Raw genomic sequence first — 16842 nt, 5'->3', positions numbered from 1 at the left:
AAAGGAGTGAGATGATGATTGAAGGTGATGCTAAAAAACTAATACAAGCGGCAATCGATGAATCGGTTTCTGATATTCACATATTACCAACGAAGGAAAAGTATGTGATTCATTTCAGAGCGAATGGACGGTTAATGTTATTTCAGGAGAAGTCATTAGAGTGGGGAAAGCGATTGATTAGTCACTTTAAGTATTTAGCGAATATGGATGTAGGTGAGAAGCGAAGACCGCAATCTGGCTCCACCGCCATTGAACTTGATGCTGAATCGGTAGAATTAAGGTTTTCAACCATTACAAATGTCTTATTACTTGAGTCAATGGTTATTCGAGTTTTACAAACTCAGAAGTTTGATCATGATCAAGTTGTGACTTACTTTCCACAAGACATTGATGAGCTTCGGAAACTCACAAAAAGAAAGAGTGGGATGATTTTATTCTCAGGACCGGTGGGTTCGGGTAAGACGACGACTATTTATCAATTACTGCGTGAGCTGATTCAACATGAGGCTTTACAAATTATAACGATGGAAGACCCAGTGGAGATATTTGAAGAGCGATTCTTGCAAACGGAAGTGAATGAAAAAGCCGGAATAACTTACGATTTGCTAATCAAATCTTCTCTAAGACACCATCCTGATGTCTTGATGATAGGAGAAATTCGTGATCAAGAGACTGCGCGCATGTCGATCCGAGGAGCGTTAACGGGGCATTTAATGATTGCGACCATCCATGCTAAGAATGCCCGAGGAGTTATCGCAAGACTACAGGAGTTAAGTATTAGCGATGAACAACTCAGACAAACCTTAATTGGTGTTATTTCTCAAAGACTTGTGCCGTCCGCAATACAAAAGGATACGCACTATTCACGAGCAGCAATCTTTGAGATATTGGCTAAAGAAGCATTAAACGGCGTATTACATAATAATCATACATTAAGTCAGCACGATACGTTGAATAATAAATTACGAAAGGCTTGGGCGTATGGTTACATTGATGAAGCAACGTATACAAAATTCGAAATTATCTAAGGATATAAAAATACCTAAGAACTTGCAAGCCTACTTATTGCAAACTTTAAGTGAGTTATTGTTAGAAGGCTTCTCTATTCATCAAAGTTTAGTTTTTATGCGTGTTCTGATGAGGAAACAAACAACGGCGATTGACTATATCATTAGGCAGTTGGAGTCGGGTATTTCCTTTGAAATGTCTTTACGTGCTTTAGGTTATTCAAATTCACTCATTGCTCAATTATTCTACGCCCAACGTCAAGGAAGATTTACTGAGTCATTAGCTGATGCGAGTAAGCAATTAAAAGAGGCCCATCATTATAAGCAGAAACTTGTAAAAACCTTAGTCTACCCATTATTTTTAGCGGTGGGATTAGTTGGGATGTTATTTGCTATGAGACAATTTCTTCTACCGCAAGTCGCTAGCTTTATTTCGCAAGAAGTGTATGATGAGCAGTATTTGGTACGAGTTTTAGTTTATTTCTTTACTTATTTGCCACAGATTTTTGGAATATTACTAGCCTTCGTGATAATTATCTATGGCGGCGTTGACATGTATTTGCTGAAACAAAGTGAAATGAGACGCTACCAAATATTAACTCGAATTCCATTAGTCGAAAAATGGGTAAGAAGTTACAGTTCCTATAAAGTATCAAAAGAAATTGGGCATTTCTTTTCTGGAGGGTATTCCATTCAACAAACGCTGACAGTAATCGTCGATTATCCGATTGATTCATTCTTAAGTGAACTAGCCATTGAAATACAAGAAAGAATGTTAAAGGGTGAAGACTTAGCTGTCATTCTAGATGAGTTAGATATCTTTACAAAGGAATTACCATTAGTAATTTACCAAGGTGAGTTAACGAGTCAAACAGCACAAAAATGTTATTTGTATTCAAGGAAAGTCTATTCAGATTTGATGAACGATATTCAAGCGAAACTTACTTTAGTCCAGCCAATATTGTTCGTCCTAATCGGAATTTTAGTCATGTCGATGTATTTATTGATGATGTTACCGATGTTAACGATGCAAGGTATATGAAAGGATATGAAACATTATGAAAAAATTCAAAAAATTAAATAAAAAGGCGTTTACTTTAATCGAAATGCTTATTGTGTTGGTCGTAGTAAGTCTGCTTATGGCAATTATTATTCCAAACGTCGCAGGACAAAGAGAGCGTATTAATGAACAGGCACGTACAAATATCGAAGAAGTAATTGAAACACAGTCAAGTACGTATCAAATGGTGAATGGGTCTGAGGCACCAGATTTACAAACATTATTTGATGAAGGATACATTACTGAACGACAACTCCAAGAAGCTCAAAATTTATTAACGAATGATACTGGTAACTAATATGTATGAGTAAAAAAGGCTATACGCTCATGGAGTCCCTGGTAGTACTCGTCCTACTTTCAGCCATGAGTTTGCTACTAATGTTTCGTCCCAATATCAACTTAAGTAAGCAAATTGAAAGTCGAATCTTCTTTGATGAAGTCATGAGTCACTTAAAGCAAGCTCAACAAATAGCAATCTTACAAAAGCGACTAATTTCAGTTGAGTTTCACGCCAGTTTAAATCAGTTAAGAATTAGAGATGCTTATAGTCAAGAAAGGATTGCGACGTTGGACGCTCCTGAACATATACAGTTTCAAACACCTTATATGTTTATGTATTTGCAAGGTGGGGGTGTGGATCAATTTAGAACGATTAGTTTTTATGACTATGATCGTAATCAACGAATTTATTTAGTCTTTCAGTTAGGGAATGGTCAATTTGAATTACAAACATAAAGCCGGATTTTCAATGATAGAAACGGTGATTGGTTTTTTCTTATTTAGTTCGATGATGCTCCTCTACTTGCCGGCTTATTATAATGAATTGAGGCGGATAGAGGATGCGGCACAGACGAGTCAAGTCTGGCGCTTATTCTCTGAATTAGTGGATGTCGAATTGGATGAGCAGATAGAAGATGAGGCGAAAGCACTTGTAAGCGAACAATTAATTCTAAATTGGGAAGCGTTAAATGAAGATAACGTGAGTGAATTCGCATGTGATTTAAATTATTGTTACATATCGTTAGAAGGCGGGAGTGAATTGTATGTCGAAATTCAAGACCTCAACTTTTAAAAAAGGATTTACTTTGTTAGAAGTAATAATCAGTCTATTCGTATTGAGTTTATTCATGCATTCTCTTATGACAATCTACAATAGTTACAACACAATTGAAACAGAAATTCGCACAGATCGCAGTGCGGATTTCTTACACTTTATGACGCTGCTTGAATTAGAATTGGAAAAATATACGGTGACTGGGGTCGATTCTAACATTATTCGCATTGAAAGTACTGAAACAAAGAGAAGTAGTCGCATCATCAACCAGAACAATAAAATTTATATCGCACCCGGTCATCAACCTTTATTGTACGACGTATATTCCTGGCAAGTATTTCAAGTTGCTAACAAAGTAACTGTGACGGTAACCTTTAATAATGGACAAGTCTTTTCAGGCTTCATTTCAGTGAAACTTAATAGCTAGTTAGAGGAGTATAATGATGCGAAATAACAAACAAGGAATGGTAATGGTTTACGTTATTGTCTTTTTACTCGTTAGCCAACTCATCTATTGGGGCTTACTGAGACTGAATCAAATCAACTTAAGTCGGTATTTGAATTTTAATGATTATTACACAGCAAATATTCAAGAAGAACTTGTGATGAATTTATTGCCACTGATTGAACAGATGGACGCACAAAACTTAGAAGAAGCCATTAAGATGCGCTTTAATGAGCAGGCTATAGCTTATATGCCGAAACAAGTCTTAGATCACATTGATTCACACAAGCAATTTGGTGTCTTACAATTAACAGCTAACCAACAATACGAGCAACTATATGTCTATACTCAAGAGGTATTTCTGCAAGATGCAGCACTAGACTATTGTGATGCATTCAATGCCATCGTTTGTAGTGGCGTGATTACACGACCAGGTCAAGTTGAAGGAACCAATCCAGAACTTGAAGCTTTATGGAAGGCGACAGAGGCATCTATATTAGACCAAGGTTTCCGTTTGAGTAAAGTTGATGACTTCCTACGAACATATGATTGGACTCCAGATGATATTAGACAGTTACAAATACAAACTAATCATGGTATCACAAGCTACTCCCGAACAAATGGGGTTGAAATGCGGTCAACGGAATTAATGCCACGGAAATTTAGTCGACGAGAACAAAGTGAACAAATGCGATATAACTACTCTGTTCGTTGGAGGGGCTACCTTTTTGAGAGAGAGTTCACTGAAGATATTTAAGCCATCCCTTCATTTAAATTAATAACAGCAACAAGTTTAACATCTATGTTTTATTTGATATAATACAACTATTGATTTAGAAAGAGGGCAAAGTATGAATAATAGAATAACTGAATTAAGATTAGAAATGAAAAAACAAAACTTAGACGCATTTTTAGTAACAGCGCCTAAAAATGTACGCTACTTATCAAGCTTCACAGGATCAGCGGGATTAATAGTCATTACACCTGAACATGAATACTTTATTACAGACTTCCGATATACTGACCAAGCCAAAGAGCAAGCGAAAGGGTTTGATGTCATTATCCATCAAGGAAAAATATATGAAGAAATTAGCGAACTTCTTAACGCAGAAGACGTTAGAGCTATGGGAATTGAAGCTGATGATATGAATGTATCAACTTATTCTCGTTTAAGTGACTTATTCGAACCAATGTTAGTTCAAACATCTGGCGTCATTGAAACGATTCGTGAAGTTAAAAGCGAAGACGAAATTGAAACGATTCGCGAAGCTTGTGACATTACTGACCAAGCCTTTGAACATATCTTAACGTTTATCAAACCAGGTGTTACCGAAATTGAAGTGGCGAATGAATTAGACCGCTTCTTAAAAGGTAAAGGGGCATCAGGCATGTCGTTTGATACAATTGTTGCCAGTGGCGTAAGATCATCAATGCCTCACGGTGTTGCCAGTGATAAAGTAATTGAACACGGTGATTTAGTAACACTTGACTTTGGTTGCTACTACAAAGGTTATACTTCAGATATGACTCGTACAATTGCTGTAGGTGAAGTAGATCCGAAATTAGAAGAGATTTACAATATCGTCCTAGAAGCACATAACCGTGTAATTGCTGGAACTAAAGCAGGGATGACTGGTAAAGAAGTCGATGCCCTTGCACGTGATTACATTACCGAGAAAGGTTATGGACCAAACTTTGGTCATACAACAGGTCATGGGATTGGTTTAGATGTTCATGAAGGACCAGCGGTTGCTAGCCGAAATGAAAAACCATTAGTTGAAAACAATATCATTACCAATGAACCTGGTATTTATGTCTCTGGTTTAGGTGGCGTTCGTATTGAAGATGACTTAATTGTTAAAACAGACGGGGTAGAAAGTTTAAACCGTAGTCCTAAAAAATTAATAATTGTATAGCACTTTCTTAGAAATTCCGCTACAATAAGGAAAATGCGAACATAGATGAGTAAAGTATATAAAGGAGGGCTATTATGGCTAAAATAACCGAAGTACCATTTGAAACTCAAGCGAAAGAAAATTTAGGTGAAATTAAAATTACCACAGGTGTCCTAGAATCAATTGCCGCTCAAGCAGCAAGCGAAATCGAAGGTGTTGCCTCTAAAGTAACAGGCTTCCAAAAAGAAGTAGGAAACTTCTTAGGGATGGACCGTGACCGTATTAATACAAAAATCAAAACTGAAAACAATTCAATCGTTGTCGACGTTGAAATCCGTGTTCTTTATGGTTACTCAGTACCTGAAATTGCTATCGCAATCCAAGATAAAGTGAAAGAACAAATTCTATTCATGACTGACTTAGCAGTGACAGAAGTGAATGTTCACGTTATAGCAGTTGAAACTGAAGCTTCAGAATCAGACGCAAGTATTGTTGAAGAAGCTGTTGAAACAATTGGTGAAGCTTTTGAGTAAGAAAGTAGTGAAACGACGTGAAGTGCGTCAAGTTGTTGTCCAAACACTTTATCAGATGATTTCAGCTCACAAAGATTTAGATATCAATGAAGCTGTGGCTTATGCATTGGAAGCAGGCGTATTTCCTGAAGAAGGCTATGAAGGTATCGATAATGAATACTTTTATGAGCTCATCGAAGGGGTTCGTTCAAAAGAAACCGAAATTGATAAACTCATTGAACCTTATTTAACAGGTTGGAGTTTAGATCGAATCGCACGCATTGATTTAATTATTTTACGCGTTGCATTCTATGAAATCTTTTTCGTCTCAAAAGAAGAAGTTCCAAATAATGTAGCAGCTGACGAAGCGATTGAATTAAGTAAATTCTTTAGTGACGACAAATCACGTCAATTCGTGAGTGGTGTTGTTGCAAAAGTTTTAGATGATACAAAAGCCGAAGCAGATAACGAATAAGCACAAAACGCGATCCATTCAGTTGGATGGCGTTTTTTGCTATCTAATACTAAATATTATTCACATTTACGAAAAATGTATGAATAATATTTGCAGAAATGTCTCAAAGTAAAATAAAGAAATGTTCTGTGATATAATAAGGGTACATAAAAATTATAAATGGGGTATATAAATGAAAAAGAGATTACTATTATCAGCAATGATTGCCTTAGTCGGTGCACCATTAGCTCAACCAGTATTAAACTTTAATACAGATGGTATTCAACACGTTCAAGCACAAGAATTACAATTAGTTGCCTTAGGTGGATCATTAGATCAAAACCAAGCACAAAAAACATTACAATTGTTAGGTGCAAACGCTGTTGATTCAAGCAACATTATCTATGTTGATGGAACGATGATTAACCAATACTTACAAGACGGTTCAGGTCCAGGAACAGTAGTATACTCAAGTGCATACATCCAAGGTATGAACGAAGGCTACGGTGTTCAAGTTCAAATCGTCACACCGCAAAACATTACTGGCGTATCAGCAACAACTTACCAAAATGCTGCAATTACTGCCGGTGCACGTAACGCTCAAATCCGTATCGCAACAGTATCTCCTGTAACAGGTGAAGGAGCTTTAGCGGGTGTTTATGCGTTACTAGAGCAACAAGGTGTTGCATTAAATCCTGAAGATGTTCAAGTAGCTCAAAATGAAATTTCGTTAGTAAATGAAATTATTGATAGCGAAGGAGCAACGATTTCTGATTCACAAGTCAACCAAATGATTTCAGAAATCAAACAAGAAATTGTAAATACTAATATTAATGCTGAAAACTCAGACGTCAATGTTGATAACAGTGAAGAAACTAACACAAATATCAATAATATCGTCAACAACATTACAAACAATTACGGCGTATCTGATGAAGAATTACAACTTGCTTTAGAACAATTCGCACAAGAGTTTGCTAAAACTGAAGCGGCACAATCTGAAGATACAATTGGCCAACTTGAACAAAGTATCCAAGAAGATTGGACAGATGTGTTAGCTGGCTTAGAAGGTTCAGTTCCAGCTGAGGAATTATTAGCTGCTGAACGTGTGGACTTCTCGGACACTGAAACTTATCACCCAATCTTACAAGCATTCTCGGATGAACTATATCGAGTGATTGAAGCTGGTGAAGTTGTTGACCGTGTTTATAGCGATACATTTATCTTTGAAGCAATGTCTCCAGATTTAACATCTGAAGAAAAATCTGCTTTAAACCACTTAAGAACAGTAATGTATCAATACGCTGCGAACCAAGATGAATTTATTGCATCTGGTGAGTATCAACCTGGTTTTACAAGCATTAAAGAAAACTGGACAAACAAATTAAACGCTTTTGAAGGCTTAAAAGCATCAGATCCAGTTCAAGCAGAAATTATTTCACGCTTAGCGATTGCTACTGGTCGCGCACCGCAAGTGTATAACTATGTGAATCCAACTCAAGAAGGAACTGTTATTTCATTAGAAAACATGTGGGATAATCCAGCGGGCAACCAAGCTGATTTCACAATATATTCATTTGACGTTGCGACCGACGAGATGAGTGAATTAGATGTTGTAACGAATGAGATGGTTCCATTACAAGCTGCTTACGACTTTAACGCTATCTACGGAGTTTCTGTAGAGAACTTATACCAATCACAAGTTGAAATTCCAACAGACTACACTCTTCCTGGTTATGTTCCAGAAGAATCAGAAGTAGAAGAAACAAGTTCAGAAGAAGAGACAAGTGAAGATGAAGTTTCATCTGAAGAGTCACTTCCAGAAGACGTTCCTTCTGAGGAAGTTCCAGTTGAAGAAGAGCCAGGTGAAGACTTATCAGAAAGTGAAGCAACTGAAACGGAAGAACAATCTGTAGAGGAATTAACTGATACTGTTGAATAATCAACCAGTTAGATTCTCAATCACAATTCAATAAATAAGCATCGAACTTTAAATATTATTAACTCAGCTAATTTGCTGAATATAATATTTAAAGTTCATTTTTGTGATTAAAACGTATGTCCTAAACAATTCGAACGATATGGGCAGTTACTTACTTTAAATGTCGACTAAGATTGTTAGATTTTACGAATTCAGTTATACTGAGTCTACGAATTAAAGTGACCGATGGGTTTTATAGATATCGGTTAATCTAGAATTTAAATTGCAGAAAGAAGGCGATACAATGTCTAAAACTCTAGTCTTAGATGGAAAGCAATTATCGTTACAACTACGTGAAGAATATAAACATGCGGTAGAAAAGCTGAAGGGAAAGCATATCATCCCGAAATTAGTCGTAATTACTGTTGGTGAAGATCCAGCAAGTAAAATTTATGTTGGGCAAAAAGAAAAAACGGCTCAATATATTGGCTTTGATTTTGAGTGGCTCACTTTAGAAGATTCGATTACTCAAGCTGAATTACATGAAACGATTGAAGGGTTAAATGATGACCCAACAGTCACTGGGATGATTGTTCAATTCCCACTACCAAAACATTTAAGTCAAGTGGCAGTCACAGAAGTTATTCGACCAGATAAAGACGTTGATGGCTTTCATCCTTATAATATGGGGAAAATTGTCGAAGGCACTGGCGATTTATATCCTTGTACACCAAGAGGAATTTTACGTTTACTTGACCGTTACAATATCGATATTAAAGGGAAAGACGTTACTGTTGTAGGTTACAGCCAAATTGTTGGAAAACCATTGTCGATTTTATTAGCTAATAAAGGCAGTACTGTCACAATTACACATCTCTTAACGCGAGAATTGCATCAACATTTAATTCATGCCGATGTTGTCATGGTCGCTGCCGGTTCACCGCATCTGGTGAAAGAAGAGGATTTAAAAGAGGGCGCGATTGTCATTGACGTTGGGATTAATCGTTTAGATGATGGGAAACTCGTCGGGGATGTTGAATATGAAGGGGTATTTGATAAAGTGAGTGCCATTACTCCAGTACCTGGTGGCGTTGGTCCAATGACGGTAGCGATGTTAATGGAACAAACGATTCTATGTGCCTGCATTCAACATGGATTAAATAGCGAGGACTATATAGACGGAGTTAGTTTATGAGTGAAAAAAACCAAGAGTACTTAACAGTACAGGCGTTAACCAAATATATTAAAAGAAAATTTGATGTCGATCCACATTTACAACGAGTGTTTGTTGTAGGAGAGGTTTCAAATTTTCGCTTGAGACCCAATTCTCATCAATATTTTAGCTTGAAAGATGAAGGAGCAAGAATTAGTGCAGTGATGTATCGTTCGGCTTTTCAACGCGTCAAGTTTAATATTGAAGAAGGAATGAAAGTATTCGTTACCGGAAAGATTACTTTATATGAACCCTCTGGCGCATATCAAATCGTGATTGATAGTATTCAACCAGATGGTATTGGTGCTTTATATCAACAACTTGAACAATTAAAAGAAAAATTCAACAAAGCCGGTCTATTTGATCGATCTAAATTACCAATTCCACGCTTTCCTAAGAAAATTGCAGTTATAACGAGTCCAAGTGGAGCAGTAATTAGAGACATTATTACGACCATCAATCGTCGCTATCCCATCGTTGAAATCACTGTCATTCCAACCAGAGTACAAGGGAAAGAAGCCGCTGGAGAAATCGTGACAGCCTTCAATAAAGTGAAAGATAGACAAGACGAATTTGACACAGTCATTGTTGCACGTGGTGGAGGTTCTATTGAGGACCTTTGGTGCTTTAATGACGAGCAAGTCGCGATGGCTATTCTAAATTGCCCGATTCCAGTAATATCTTCAATTGGTCACGAAACAGATACAACCTTGTCTGATCTTGTGGCTGACATTCGAGTTGCAACCCCAACTGCTGCGGCTGAAATTGCTGTACCAGTCTTACAAGAAGTATTAACTTACTTAACTCAGATAGATGAGCGCGTATTTTATTCAATGAATCAACGCATTCAATATTTGCGAAAGTATTATGAGCGCTTTGCCCAATCTTATGTTATGACTCAACCTGAGAGATTATATCAACCATACATGCAACAGCTAGACTTAGCGGTCGAAAGATTGAATAATAACAAAGATATTTACTTTACAGAGCAAAAAAATCAAGTAAATGTGTTGAAACAACGACTGTCCTTACAACAACCGCAAGGGCTTATTAATCAATATCAAAAAGATTTAACGGCTTTTACGAAACAATTAAATCGTAATATGGAACAATTTCAATACAATAAGAAAGTTGTCTTTGGCAATCTCATGCAATTGCTTGATGCATATAGCCCATTAAAGAGCGTTCAAAGGGGTTATGCTGTCGTGACATCAAAAGATAACATTGTAAAACATATCACTGAAGTTGAAAAAGATGATATGATTAAGGTGAATTTAAGTGATGGACAAATCGAAGCGCAAGTAACAAAAACATCCACAGACAATATATTTCAACAGCTTTCTGATACAGAGAAGGAGTAAACAATGGCAAAAACAAAACAACCAGAAAATTTCGAAGAAGCATTACAAGAATTAGAACAAATTGTATCTCAACTTGAAAAAGGCGATTTACCTTTAGAAAAAGCGTTAGAATCTTTCCAACGCGGTGTAGAATTAAGCCAATATTGCCAAAAATCTTTAACTGATGCAGAAAGCACAGTCGCTAAGATGATGACAGACAAAGGCGATGTTGAATTAGATAGAGAGGTTATGAATGATTAAGCAAGATTTAAACGATTTAAGAAATGTATTTGAAACTGAATTAGACAAACATATTCGCCTTCTTCAAACTCCGATTGAAATGTTAAAACCAATGATTTATTCATTAAAAGGTGGCGGCAAACGACTACGTCCGTTACTATTACTGGCTATCTTAAACGCAGAATCAGAGAAACATATGAAAAAAGGAGCAACTACAGCGGTTGCTTTAGAATTTATTCATACGTATTCTTTAATTCATGATGATTTACCAGCGATGGACAATGATGACTTGAGACGGGGTCAACCAACCGCTCATATTAAATTTGATGAAGCGACAGCTATCCTAGCAGGGGATGCATTATTAACGGATGCATTCAGTTTAATTAGCGACGATTCAAAATTAAAGAGCAAGCAAAAAGTAAAAATTATTTCTTTACTGAGTTCTTCCGCAGGTTCACACGGGATGGTCGCAGGTCAACTAGGGGACATGCAAGCGGAGAATAAAGAAATTACGTTAGAAGAATTAAATCAAATTCATGAATTTAAAACGGGGAAATTATTTACCTTTGCGACACAAGCCGCAGCCATTATTGGAGAATTCAGTCCTGAAGTTGAAGAGTTATTAGTAAACTTTGGTGAAACTTTTGGCGTTTTATACCAAATTCACAATGATTTACTTGACGTGATTGATGACAGTACGTTATCTGGAAAAGGACATTCAAGTGATGAATTTAACAAGAAATCAACCTATCCAAACTTACTTGGTTTAGAAGAATCAAAAGAAGTTTTAGGTCAAGAACGCGAAAAAGCTGAAAAAATTATTGAAAAAATTACTAAGTTGAGTGGAACGGATTACAGTATTTTAAATAAATTTCTCTCATTTACAGATATAGACTAAGGAGTCATATGAAAAAAGAACGATTAGATAAATTAGTGGTTCAATCTGGACTAACAGACACACGTGAGCAAGCGAAACGCTTGATTATGGCAGGGCAAATTTATGATGCGAATAACCAGCGCTATGATAAACCAGGTGAGAAGATTGATATTACAAAAGAGTTGCATATTAAAGGAAAGACCATCCCATATGTGAGTCGCGGAGGCTTAAAATTAGAAAAAGCGATTAAACATTTTGGTATCGATATGACTGATCATATCTTACTTGATATAGGTTCTTCTACCGGTGGTTTTACGGATGCAGCCTTACAAAACGGTGCAAAGTTAAGTTATGCCTTGGATGTAGGCTATAATCAATTAGCTTATAAATTACGTCAAGATGAACGAGTGGTAGTGATGGAGCGTCAAAACTTCCGTCATTCAGTGCCTGAGGATTTCACGGAAGGAACGCCAACAATCGCGAGTATTGATGTCTCGTTTATTTCACTCGGATTAATTTTACCACCACTTATTCCAATCTTAGAACAAGACGGATCGGTATTAGTGCTTATTAAACCACAATTTGAAGCAGGACCAGAGCGTGTCGGTAAAAAAGGGATTATTAAGGATATGACTGTTCATAAAGATGTCTTACATGAAGTCATCGATATGATGTGCCGTATCGGCTATACCATCGAGAATTTAACTTATTCACCAATTACTGGTGGCGAAGGAAACATTGAATTTCTCGCCCATATTAAAAACTCAAAAGAATTGAACAATGATAGTAAAGCAAACATAAATATTGAAGAGATAGTGCAAACAGCACACGATAATTTATAAAAACCAATGGGGTGAAGTTATGCTACAAAGTTTAACAATTGAGAATTTTGCGATTATTGAAGCAGTGAATATTGATTTTACCGAAGGGATGACGGTTCTTTCAGGTGAGACAGGAGCCGGGAAATCAATTATTATTGATGCCCTAGGTATTCTTTGTGGTGGTCGTGGGTCAAGTGGTTATATTCGACACGGAGACGATAAATTATTAATTGAAGGCTTATTTACTTTTGAGCAAATACCTGAAGACTTAGAAGATGTCCTAGTCGAATTTGGATTAGAGGTTAATATAGCCATGGATGGTTTGATTATTCGACGAGAAATTAATAAATCAGGGAAAAATACCATTCGAATTAATGGTCAATTAGCTAACGTCACCTTACTCAAAGAAATAGGGAACTATCTCGTAGATATTCATGGACAAAATGAACATCAAGAATTGTTAGACCGTACAAAGCATTTATCTTTATTGGATAATTATGGCAATAAAAGAATTAAAAAAGAGTTGGAGAACTATCAGAAAGCTTATATGACTTATAGCCAACTTCGTAAAGAGTGGCTAGATGCTCAGCAATCTGATACGAATGACCGCCAACGAGTAAACTTCCTTGAATTTCAAATTAATGAGATCGAAGAAGCGCAAATAGTTATTGGTGAAGATGAGGAACTCGAAGAGATGAGTAAACAATTGCAACACGCTCAACAAATTAATCAAAATATGAGCACTATTAATAGTTTACTTAGCGAATCAGATCAAAGTGTCATCACGCAATTAGATCAAATCTTGTTACTATTAGAAGAGATTAAAGATTATCAACCCCAACTCTCAAACATCCATGACAGACTCTCGTCATCTAAATATGATTTAGAAGAATACAGTCATCAATTGGCCGCACTTGATAATGACTTCGATGAAGAAAATCAAACCATTGATCAAGTTGAAGACCGATTAGGCGAATTAAGTCGCTTAAAGCGAAAGTATGGGATGGAATTAAGTGAGATATTAGATTATTTCAACCAAATATCTGAAGAAGTTTATCAAATTATTCATCGGGAAAGTTATCTTGCTGAACTTGAAGCTCAATTGAGTGAAGCTTATCAAAGTGCGTTAGATAAAGCTAAACAACTTAATGACAAAAGACAATCCATTGCCCAAGATTTAATTTCAGCTATTGAAGCAGAATTAAAAGACTTGTATATGGAGAATAGCCGCTTTACAGTTCGATTTAGTGAACCTAGTATTGATACTGCTTTAAGCATGGTTAACATCGATGAAAATGTGAGATTAACACCAGCTGGATTTAATAGTGTGGAGTTTTATGTCGCAACTAACCTGGGAGAAGATCAAAAACCATTAGTTCAAGTCGCTAGTGGGGGAGAGTTATCGCGTTTTATGTTGGCATTGAAGACCGTATTTAGTCGCGAAACATCACCCAAAGTGATGGTATTCGATGAGATAGATACTGGAGTCTCTGGCCGAGTTGGACAAGCCATCGCTGAAAAGATTCGCGAAGTATCCCAATACCATCAAGTATTTTGTATTACACATCTCCCACAAGTAGCAGCGATTTCGAATAAACAATTGTATATCTTTAAGCAAGTCGAAGATCAAAAGACAGTCACAAATGTGAAGCAATTATCACCGAATGAACGCATTGAAGCCATAGCACTCATGCTCTCAGGAAGAGATATGACTCAAACATCACTTCGTATGGCTAAAGAATTATTAAAAGAATATCACCCAATGAAAAAGTAAGTATAAAGGATAATGTACATGGATTTAAAATCAATATCGATACTCGTCATAGCAGGACCTACAGGTGTAGGAAAGACGCAACTGAGTATTAATTTAGCGAAAGAATTTAATGGTGAGATTATCAATGGCGATAGTCTGCAAGTGTATAAGCACTTAGATATCGGAACAGGAAAAATTACGCCTTCTGAAATGGACAGCGTTCCCCATCATATGCTTGATATTCTTGAAGTTTCAGAACCTTATAACGCAAGTGAATTTAAACATGAAGCTACAAAATTAATCAAAGAAATTCATCAAAGAGGGAAACTACCAATAATTGTCGGTGGAACAGGACTCTATTTAGAAGGCTTGTTATACGACTTAGAATTTGGGAGAGACGATAGCCAAGATGAGGTAGTTCGAAAAGAGTTAGAAGAACAAGCGTCAGAATTAGGTGATTTAGCCATGTGGAACCGATTGAACGAACTCGATCCAGAAGCAGCCAGGAAAATCCCATACCAAAACGTTCGTAGAACCATTCGCGCGCTTGAGGTTATTCAAGTAACGGGAAGGTCTTTTTCCAGTCAAACAGGACACGACACAAAAGAATCGGTATTTAATGAATGCTTATTAGTATTAAATCGCGAACGAGAAGCATTATATGATAGAATAAATTTAAGAGTGCATGAAATGGTCAAAGCCGGCTTAGAAAACGAGGCAAAATGGTTATATGATCAGGCAGAAGGTGCCGATTGGCAAAGTGTGAAAGGTATCGGCTATAAAGAATGGTGGCCTTACTTCAATAATCAAATGGATAAAGAAGAAGTCATTGAAACAATTCAACAAAACTCCAGACGTTATGCCAAACGACAATTAACGTGGTTTAGAAACCGTATGAAGCACCCACAATGGATCGATATGACGAATGAAGAACGCGCAATAAACGAAGCTTCACGTATAGTGAAAGAACATATAGAGAATAATTGAAAGGTTGATAAAAAAATATGATAGAGACTGAAAATCACCCCGAGAGGGTACTTATAGTCGGAGTACAAACAGAAAACATTTCAGATTTAAAATTTGAAACGATCATGAAAGAAATGAAGGCACTAACTGAGACAGCTAATGGTCTACCGGTTGGAGAAATCACTCAAAAATTAAGACGCATCGATCAGAAATCCGTCGTAGGTAGTGGAAAACTAATGGATGTTCGTGATTTTGTCATTAACTCTGATATTGATTTAGTTATCTTTTTAAATAGATTATCACCAAACACAAATATGTATTTAGAAGAACAACTTGACGTAAAAGTCATTGACCGTGTACAATTGATTCTTGATATATTTGCTCAAAGAGCGCGAAGCCAAGCAGGGAAACTTCAAGTTGAACTAGCTCAATACCAATATTTACTTCCAAGAGTCATCGGACAAGGGACATCATTATCTCGACTAGCCGGTGGGATTGGAACTAGAGGACCCGGTGAGACTAAACTAGAACAAGATCGTCGTGTCATTCGAGGTCGCATTCATACGATTGAGAAAGACTTGAAACAATTGGAAGAACACCGTGAAAGAACGCGTATTAGAAGACAGTCAGGGCGAGAATTTAATATTGGTCTAGCAGGTTATACAAACGCAGGGAAATCAACCTTGTTACGCGAATTAACTGAAAGTGAGACGTATGTTCAAGACCAATTATTCGCAACCTTAGACCCTTTAACGCGTAAGTTAGAAATTAACGGTCATGATGCCTTCACTATTACAGATACGGTAGGTTTTATTGATGAACTACCTACAGAATTAATTCATGCATTTAATTCAACATTGGAAGAGATTCGCTTTGTGGATTTATTAATCCACGTCGTAGATGCCTCTCATCCAGCAAGCAATATGCATGAAGATACCGTCGTAGAGTTGTTAAAAGAGTTAGATATGTATCATATCCCAGTCTTAACTGTCTACAACAAGATAGATAAAGCAGATTCAGGTTTCGAACCGACATTGCAACCAAACGTAACTATCTCTGCACTGGACAAAAAAGGTATTGAAACTTTAAAACAAGCGATTTGGGATATCTGTATATCGAATGCAGAAGAATTCCAAGTAGAAATTCAACCTGAAGAAGCAGAATTATTAGCGCTATACCGACAAAAAACTTTAATAAAAGACATTGAATTTAATGAAGAATATCAGTATTATATACTATCGGGATATCGACGACGTCTAACTGATATAAGAAATGAGGAATAAT

At 36.7% G+C, this 16842-nt stretch carries 19 protein-coding genes and 1 pseudogene; all 20 read left to right on the top strand.

Annotated elements, in window-relative coordinates; genetic code table 11:
• The first annotated feature begins 11 nt into the window (after positions 1–11).
• The 20 genes and pseudogenes from comGA to hflX all read left to right on the top strand — a co-directional run bounded on the left by comGA (position 12) and on the right by hflX (position 16841).
• The gene (gene comGA / locus ACEN3Z_RS01050) at positions 12–1028 is read left to right on the top strand and encodes a competence type IV pilus ATPase ComGA (protein ID WP_407089214.1); all 1017 of its coding nucleotides are present in this window, start codon (positions 12–14) and stop codon (positions 1026–1028) included.
• A complete protein-coding gene (gene comGB, locus ACEN3Z_RS01045; protein ID WP_407089213.1) occupies positions 994–2049 on the top strand; it encodes a competence type IV pilus assembly protein ComGB in 1056 nt (351 codons plus the stop codon). Before comGA ends, comGB begins: the two co-directional genes overlap by 35 nt.
• A gap of 16 nt (positions 2050–2065) precedes the next feature.
• Complete coding sequence (gene comGC / locus ACEN3Z_RS01040; protein WP_407089212.1) at positions 2066–2365, top strand: competence type IV pilus major pilin ComGC; 300 nt, start codon at positions 2066–2068, stop codon at positions 2363–2365.
• 5 nt (positions 2366–2370) lie between these two features.
• Positions 2371–2802, top strand: coding sequence for a competence type IV pilus minor pilin ComGD (gene comGD / locus ACEN3Z_RS01035; protein ID WP_138404086.1), 432 nt, complete (start codon positions 2371–2373; stop codon positions 2800–2802).
• Entirely contained in the window at positions 2786–3139 is a 354-nt protein-coding gene (locus ACEN3Z_RS01030) for a hypothetical protein (protein ID WP_407089211.1), read from the top strand. Before comGD ends, ACEN3Z_RS01030 begins: the two co-directional genes overlap by 17 nt.
• Positions 3111–3197 (top strand): annotated as a pseudogene (locus tag ACEN3Z_RS01025) (type II secretion system protein); the annotation flags it as partial. The gene ACEN3Z_RS01030 and the pseudogene ACEN3Z_RS01025, both read left to right, overlap by 29 nt.
• A 9-nt stretch (positions 3198–3206) precedes the next feature.
• Positions 3207–3548: a competence type IV pilus minor pilin ComGF gene (locus ACEN3Z_RS01020; protein WP_407089270.1), complete on the top strand. Its 342-nt coding sequence runs from the start codon at positions 3207–3209 to the stop codon at positions 3546–3548.
• 13 nt (positions 3549–3561) lie between these two features.
• Positions 3562–4323: a hypothetical protein gene (locus ACEN3Z_RS01015; RefSeq protein ID WP_407089210.1), complete on the top strand. Its 762-nt coding sequence runs from the start codon at positions 3562–3564 to the stop codon at positions 4321–4323.
• Positions 4324–4417: 94 nt separating this feature from the next.
• Positions 4418–5482 carry a M24 family metallopeptidase gene (locus ACEN3Z_RS01010; RefSeq protein WP_407089209.1) on the top strand — a complete coding sequence of 355 codons (1065 nt, stop codon included), beginning with the start codon at positions 4418–4420 and terminating at the stop codon, positions 5480–5482.
• Between the two features lie 74 nt (positions 5483–5556).
• Positions 5557–5994 carry an Asp23/Gls24 family envelope stress response protein gene (locus tag ACEN3Z_RS01005; protein ID WP_407089208.1) on the top strand — a complete coding sequence of 146 codons (438 nt, stop codon included), beginning with the start codon at positions 5557–5559 and terminating at the stop codon, positions 5992–5994.
• Positions 5978–6448: a transcription antitermination factor NusB gene (nusB, locus tag ACEN3Z_RS01000; RefSeq protein ID WP_407089269.1), complete on the top strand. Its 471-nt coding sequence runs from the start codon at positions 5978–5980 to the stop codon at positions 6446–6448. Before ACEN3Z_RS01005 ends, nusB begins: the two co-directional genes overlap by 17 nt.
• Positions 6449–6620: 172 nt before the next feature.
• On the top strand, positions 6621–8369 hold the full coding sequence (locus ACEN3Z_RS00995) for a DUF1002 domain-containing protein (RefSeq protein ID WP_407089207.1): 1749 nt from the start codon (positions 6621–6623) through the stop codon (positions 8367–8369).
• Positions 8370–8652: 283 nt separating this feature from the next.
• Positions 8653–9543, top strand: a complete 891-nt coding sequence (locus ACEN3Z_RS00990) for a bifunctional 5,10-methylenetetrahydrofolate dehydrogenase/5,10-methenyltetrahydrofolate cyclohydrolase (protein WP_407089206.1) — start codon at positions 8653–8655, stop codon at positions 9541–9543.
• Positions 9540–10922 (top strand): exodeoxyribonuclease VII large subunit, encoded by a 1383-nt coding sequence (xseA, locus tag ACEN3Z_RS00985; RefSeq protein ID WP_407089205.1) that lies wholly within the window; start codon positions 9540–9542, stop codon positions 10920–10922. Before ACEN3Z_RS00990 ends, xseA begins: the two co-directional genes overlap by 4 nt.
• Before the next feature lie 3 nt (positions 10923–10925).
• The gene (locus tag ACEN3Z_RS00980; RefSeq protein ID WP_138404076.1) at positions 10926–11162 is read left to right on the top strand and encodes an exodeoxyribonuclease VII small subunit; all 237 of its coding nucleotides are present in this window, start codon (positions 10926–10928) and stop codon (positions 11160–11162) included.
• Positions 11155–12039: a polyprenyl synthetase family protein gene (locus ACEN3Z_RS00975; protein WP_407089204.1), complete on the top strand. Its 885-nt coding sequence runs from the start codon at positions 11155–11157 to the stop codon at positions 12037–12039. Before ACEN3Z_RS00980 ends, ACEN3Z_RS00975 begins: the two co-directional genes overlap by 8 nt.
• A gap of 8 nt (positions 12040–12047) precedes the next feature.
• Positions 12048–12860, top strand: a complete 813-nt coding sequence (locus ACEN3Z_RS00970; protein ID WP_407089203.1) for a TlyA family RNA methyltransferase — start codon at positions 12048–12050, stop codon at positions 12858–12860.
• A 19-nt stretch (positions 12861–12879) separates the two neighbouring features.
• Entirely contained in the window at positions 12880–14613 is a 1734-nt protein-coding gene (recN, locus tag ACEN3Z_RS00965) for a DNA repair protein RecN (protein WP_407089202.1), read from the top strand.
• Between the two features lie 18 nt (positions 14614–14631).
• On the top strand, positions 14632–15579 hold the full coding sequence (gene miaA / locus ACEN3Z_RS00960; protein ID WP_407089201.1) for a tRNA (adenosine(37)-N6)-dimethylallyltransferase MiaA: 948 nt from the start codon (positions 14632–14634) through the stop codon (positions 15577–15579).
• A gap of 17 nt (positions 15580–15596) precedes the next feature.
• Positions 15597–16841, top strand: coding sequence for a GTPase HflX (hflX, locus tag ACEN3Z_RS00955; protein ID WP_407089200.1), 1245 nt, complete (start codon positions 15597–15599; stop codon positions 16839–16841).
• The last annotated feature ends 1 nt before the right edge of the window (position 16842 follow it).

The organism is Ruoffia sp. FAM 26254 (assembly GCF_045528545.1).
Classification (GTDB): Bacteria; Bacillota; Bacilli; order Lactobacillales; family Aerococcaceae; genus Ruoffia; species Ruoffia halotolerans.
Note: the sequence above shows the minus strand (reverse complement) of the source record. Positions and strands in the feature narration are given on the sequence as shown.

Coding starts and splice junctions, on each gene's coding strand:
- comGA (WP_407089214.1), top strand. CDS start 12: ATGATGATTGAAGGTGATGCTAAAAAACTAATACAAGCGGCAATCGAT.
- comGB (WP_407089213.1), top strand. CDS start 994: ATGAAGCAACGTATACAAAATTCGAAATTATCTAAGGATATAAAAATA.
- comGC (WP_407089212.1), top strand. CDS start 2,066: ATGAAAAAATTCAAAAAATTAAATAAAAAGGCGTTTACTTTAATCGAA.
- comGD (WP_138404086.1), top strand. CDS start 2,371: ATGAGTAAAAAAGGCTATACGCTCATGGAGTCCCTGGTAGTACTCGTC.
- ACEN3Z_RS01020 (WP_407089270.1), top strand. CDS start 3,207: ATGACAATCTACAATAGTTACAACACAATTGAAACAGAAATTCGCACA.
- ACEN3Z_RS01015 (WP_407089210.1), top strand. CDS start 3,562: ATGATGCGAAATAACAAACAAGGAATGGTAATGGTTTACGTTATTGTC.
- ACEN3Z_RS01010 (WP_407089209.1), top strand. CDS start 4,418: ATGAATAATAGAATAACTGAATTAAGATTAGAAATGAAAAAACAAAAC.
- ACEN3Z_RS01005 (WP_407089208.1), top strand. CDS start 5,557: ATGGCTAAAATAACCGAAGTACCATTTGAAACTCAAGCGAAAGAAAAT.
- ACEN3Z_RS00995 (WP_407089207.1), top strand. CDS start 6,621: ATGAAAAAGAGATTACTATTATCAGCAATGATTGCCTTAGTCGGTGCA.
- ACEN3Z_RS00990 (WP_407089206.1), top strand. CDS start 8,653: ATGTCTAAAACTCTAGTCTTAGATGGAAAGCAATTATCGTTACAACTA.
- xseA (WP_407089205.1), top strand. CDS start 9,540: ATGAGTGAAAAAAACCAAGAGTACTTAACAGTACAGGCGTTAACCAAA.
- ACEN3Z_RS00980 (WP_138404076.1), top strand. CDS start 10,926: ATGGCAAAAACAAAACAACCAGAAAATTTCGAAGAAGCATTACAAGAA.
- ACEN3Z_RS00975 (WP_407089204.1), top strand. CDS start 11,155: ATGATTAAGCAAGATTTAAACGATTTAAGAAATGTATTTGAAACTGAA.
- ACEN3Z_RS00970 (WP_407089203.1), top strand. CDS start 12,048: ATGAAAAAAGAACGATTAGATAAATTAGTGGTTCAATCTGGACTAACA.
- recN (WP_407089202.1), top strand. CDS start 12,880: ATGCTACAAAGTTTAACAATTGAGAATTTTGCGATTATTGAAGCAGTG.
- miaA (WP_407089201.1), top strand. CDS start 14,632: ATGGATTTAAAATCAATATCGATACTCGTCATAGCAGGACCTACAGGT.
- hflX (WP_407089200.1), top strand. CDS start 15,597: ATGATAGAGACTGAAAATCACCCCGAGAGGGTACTTATAGTCGGAGTA.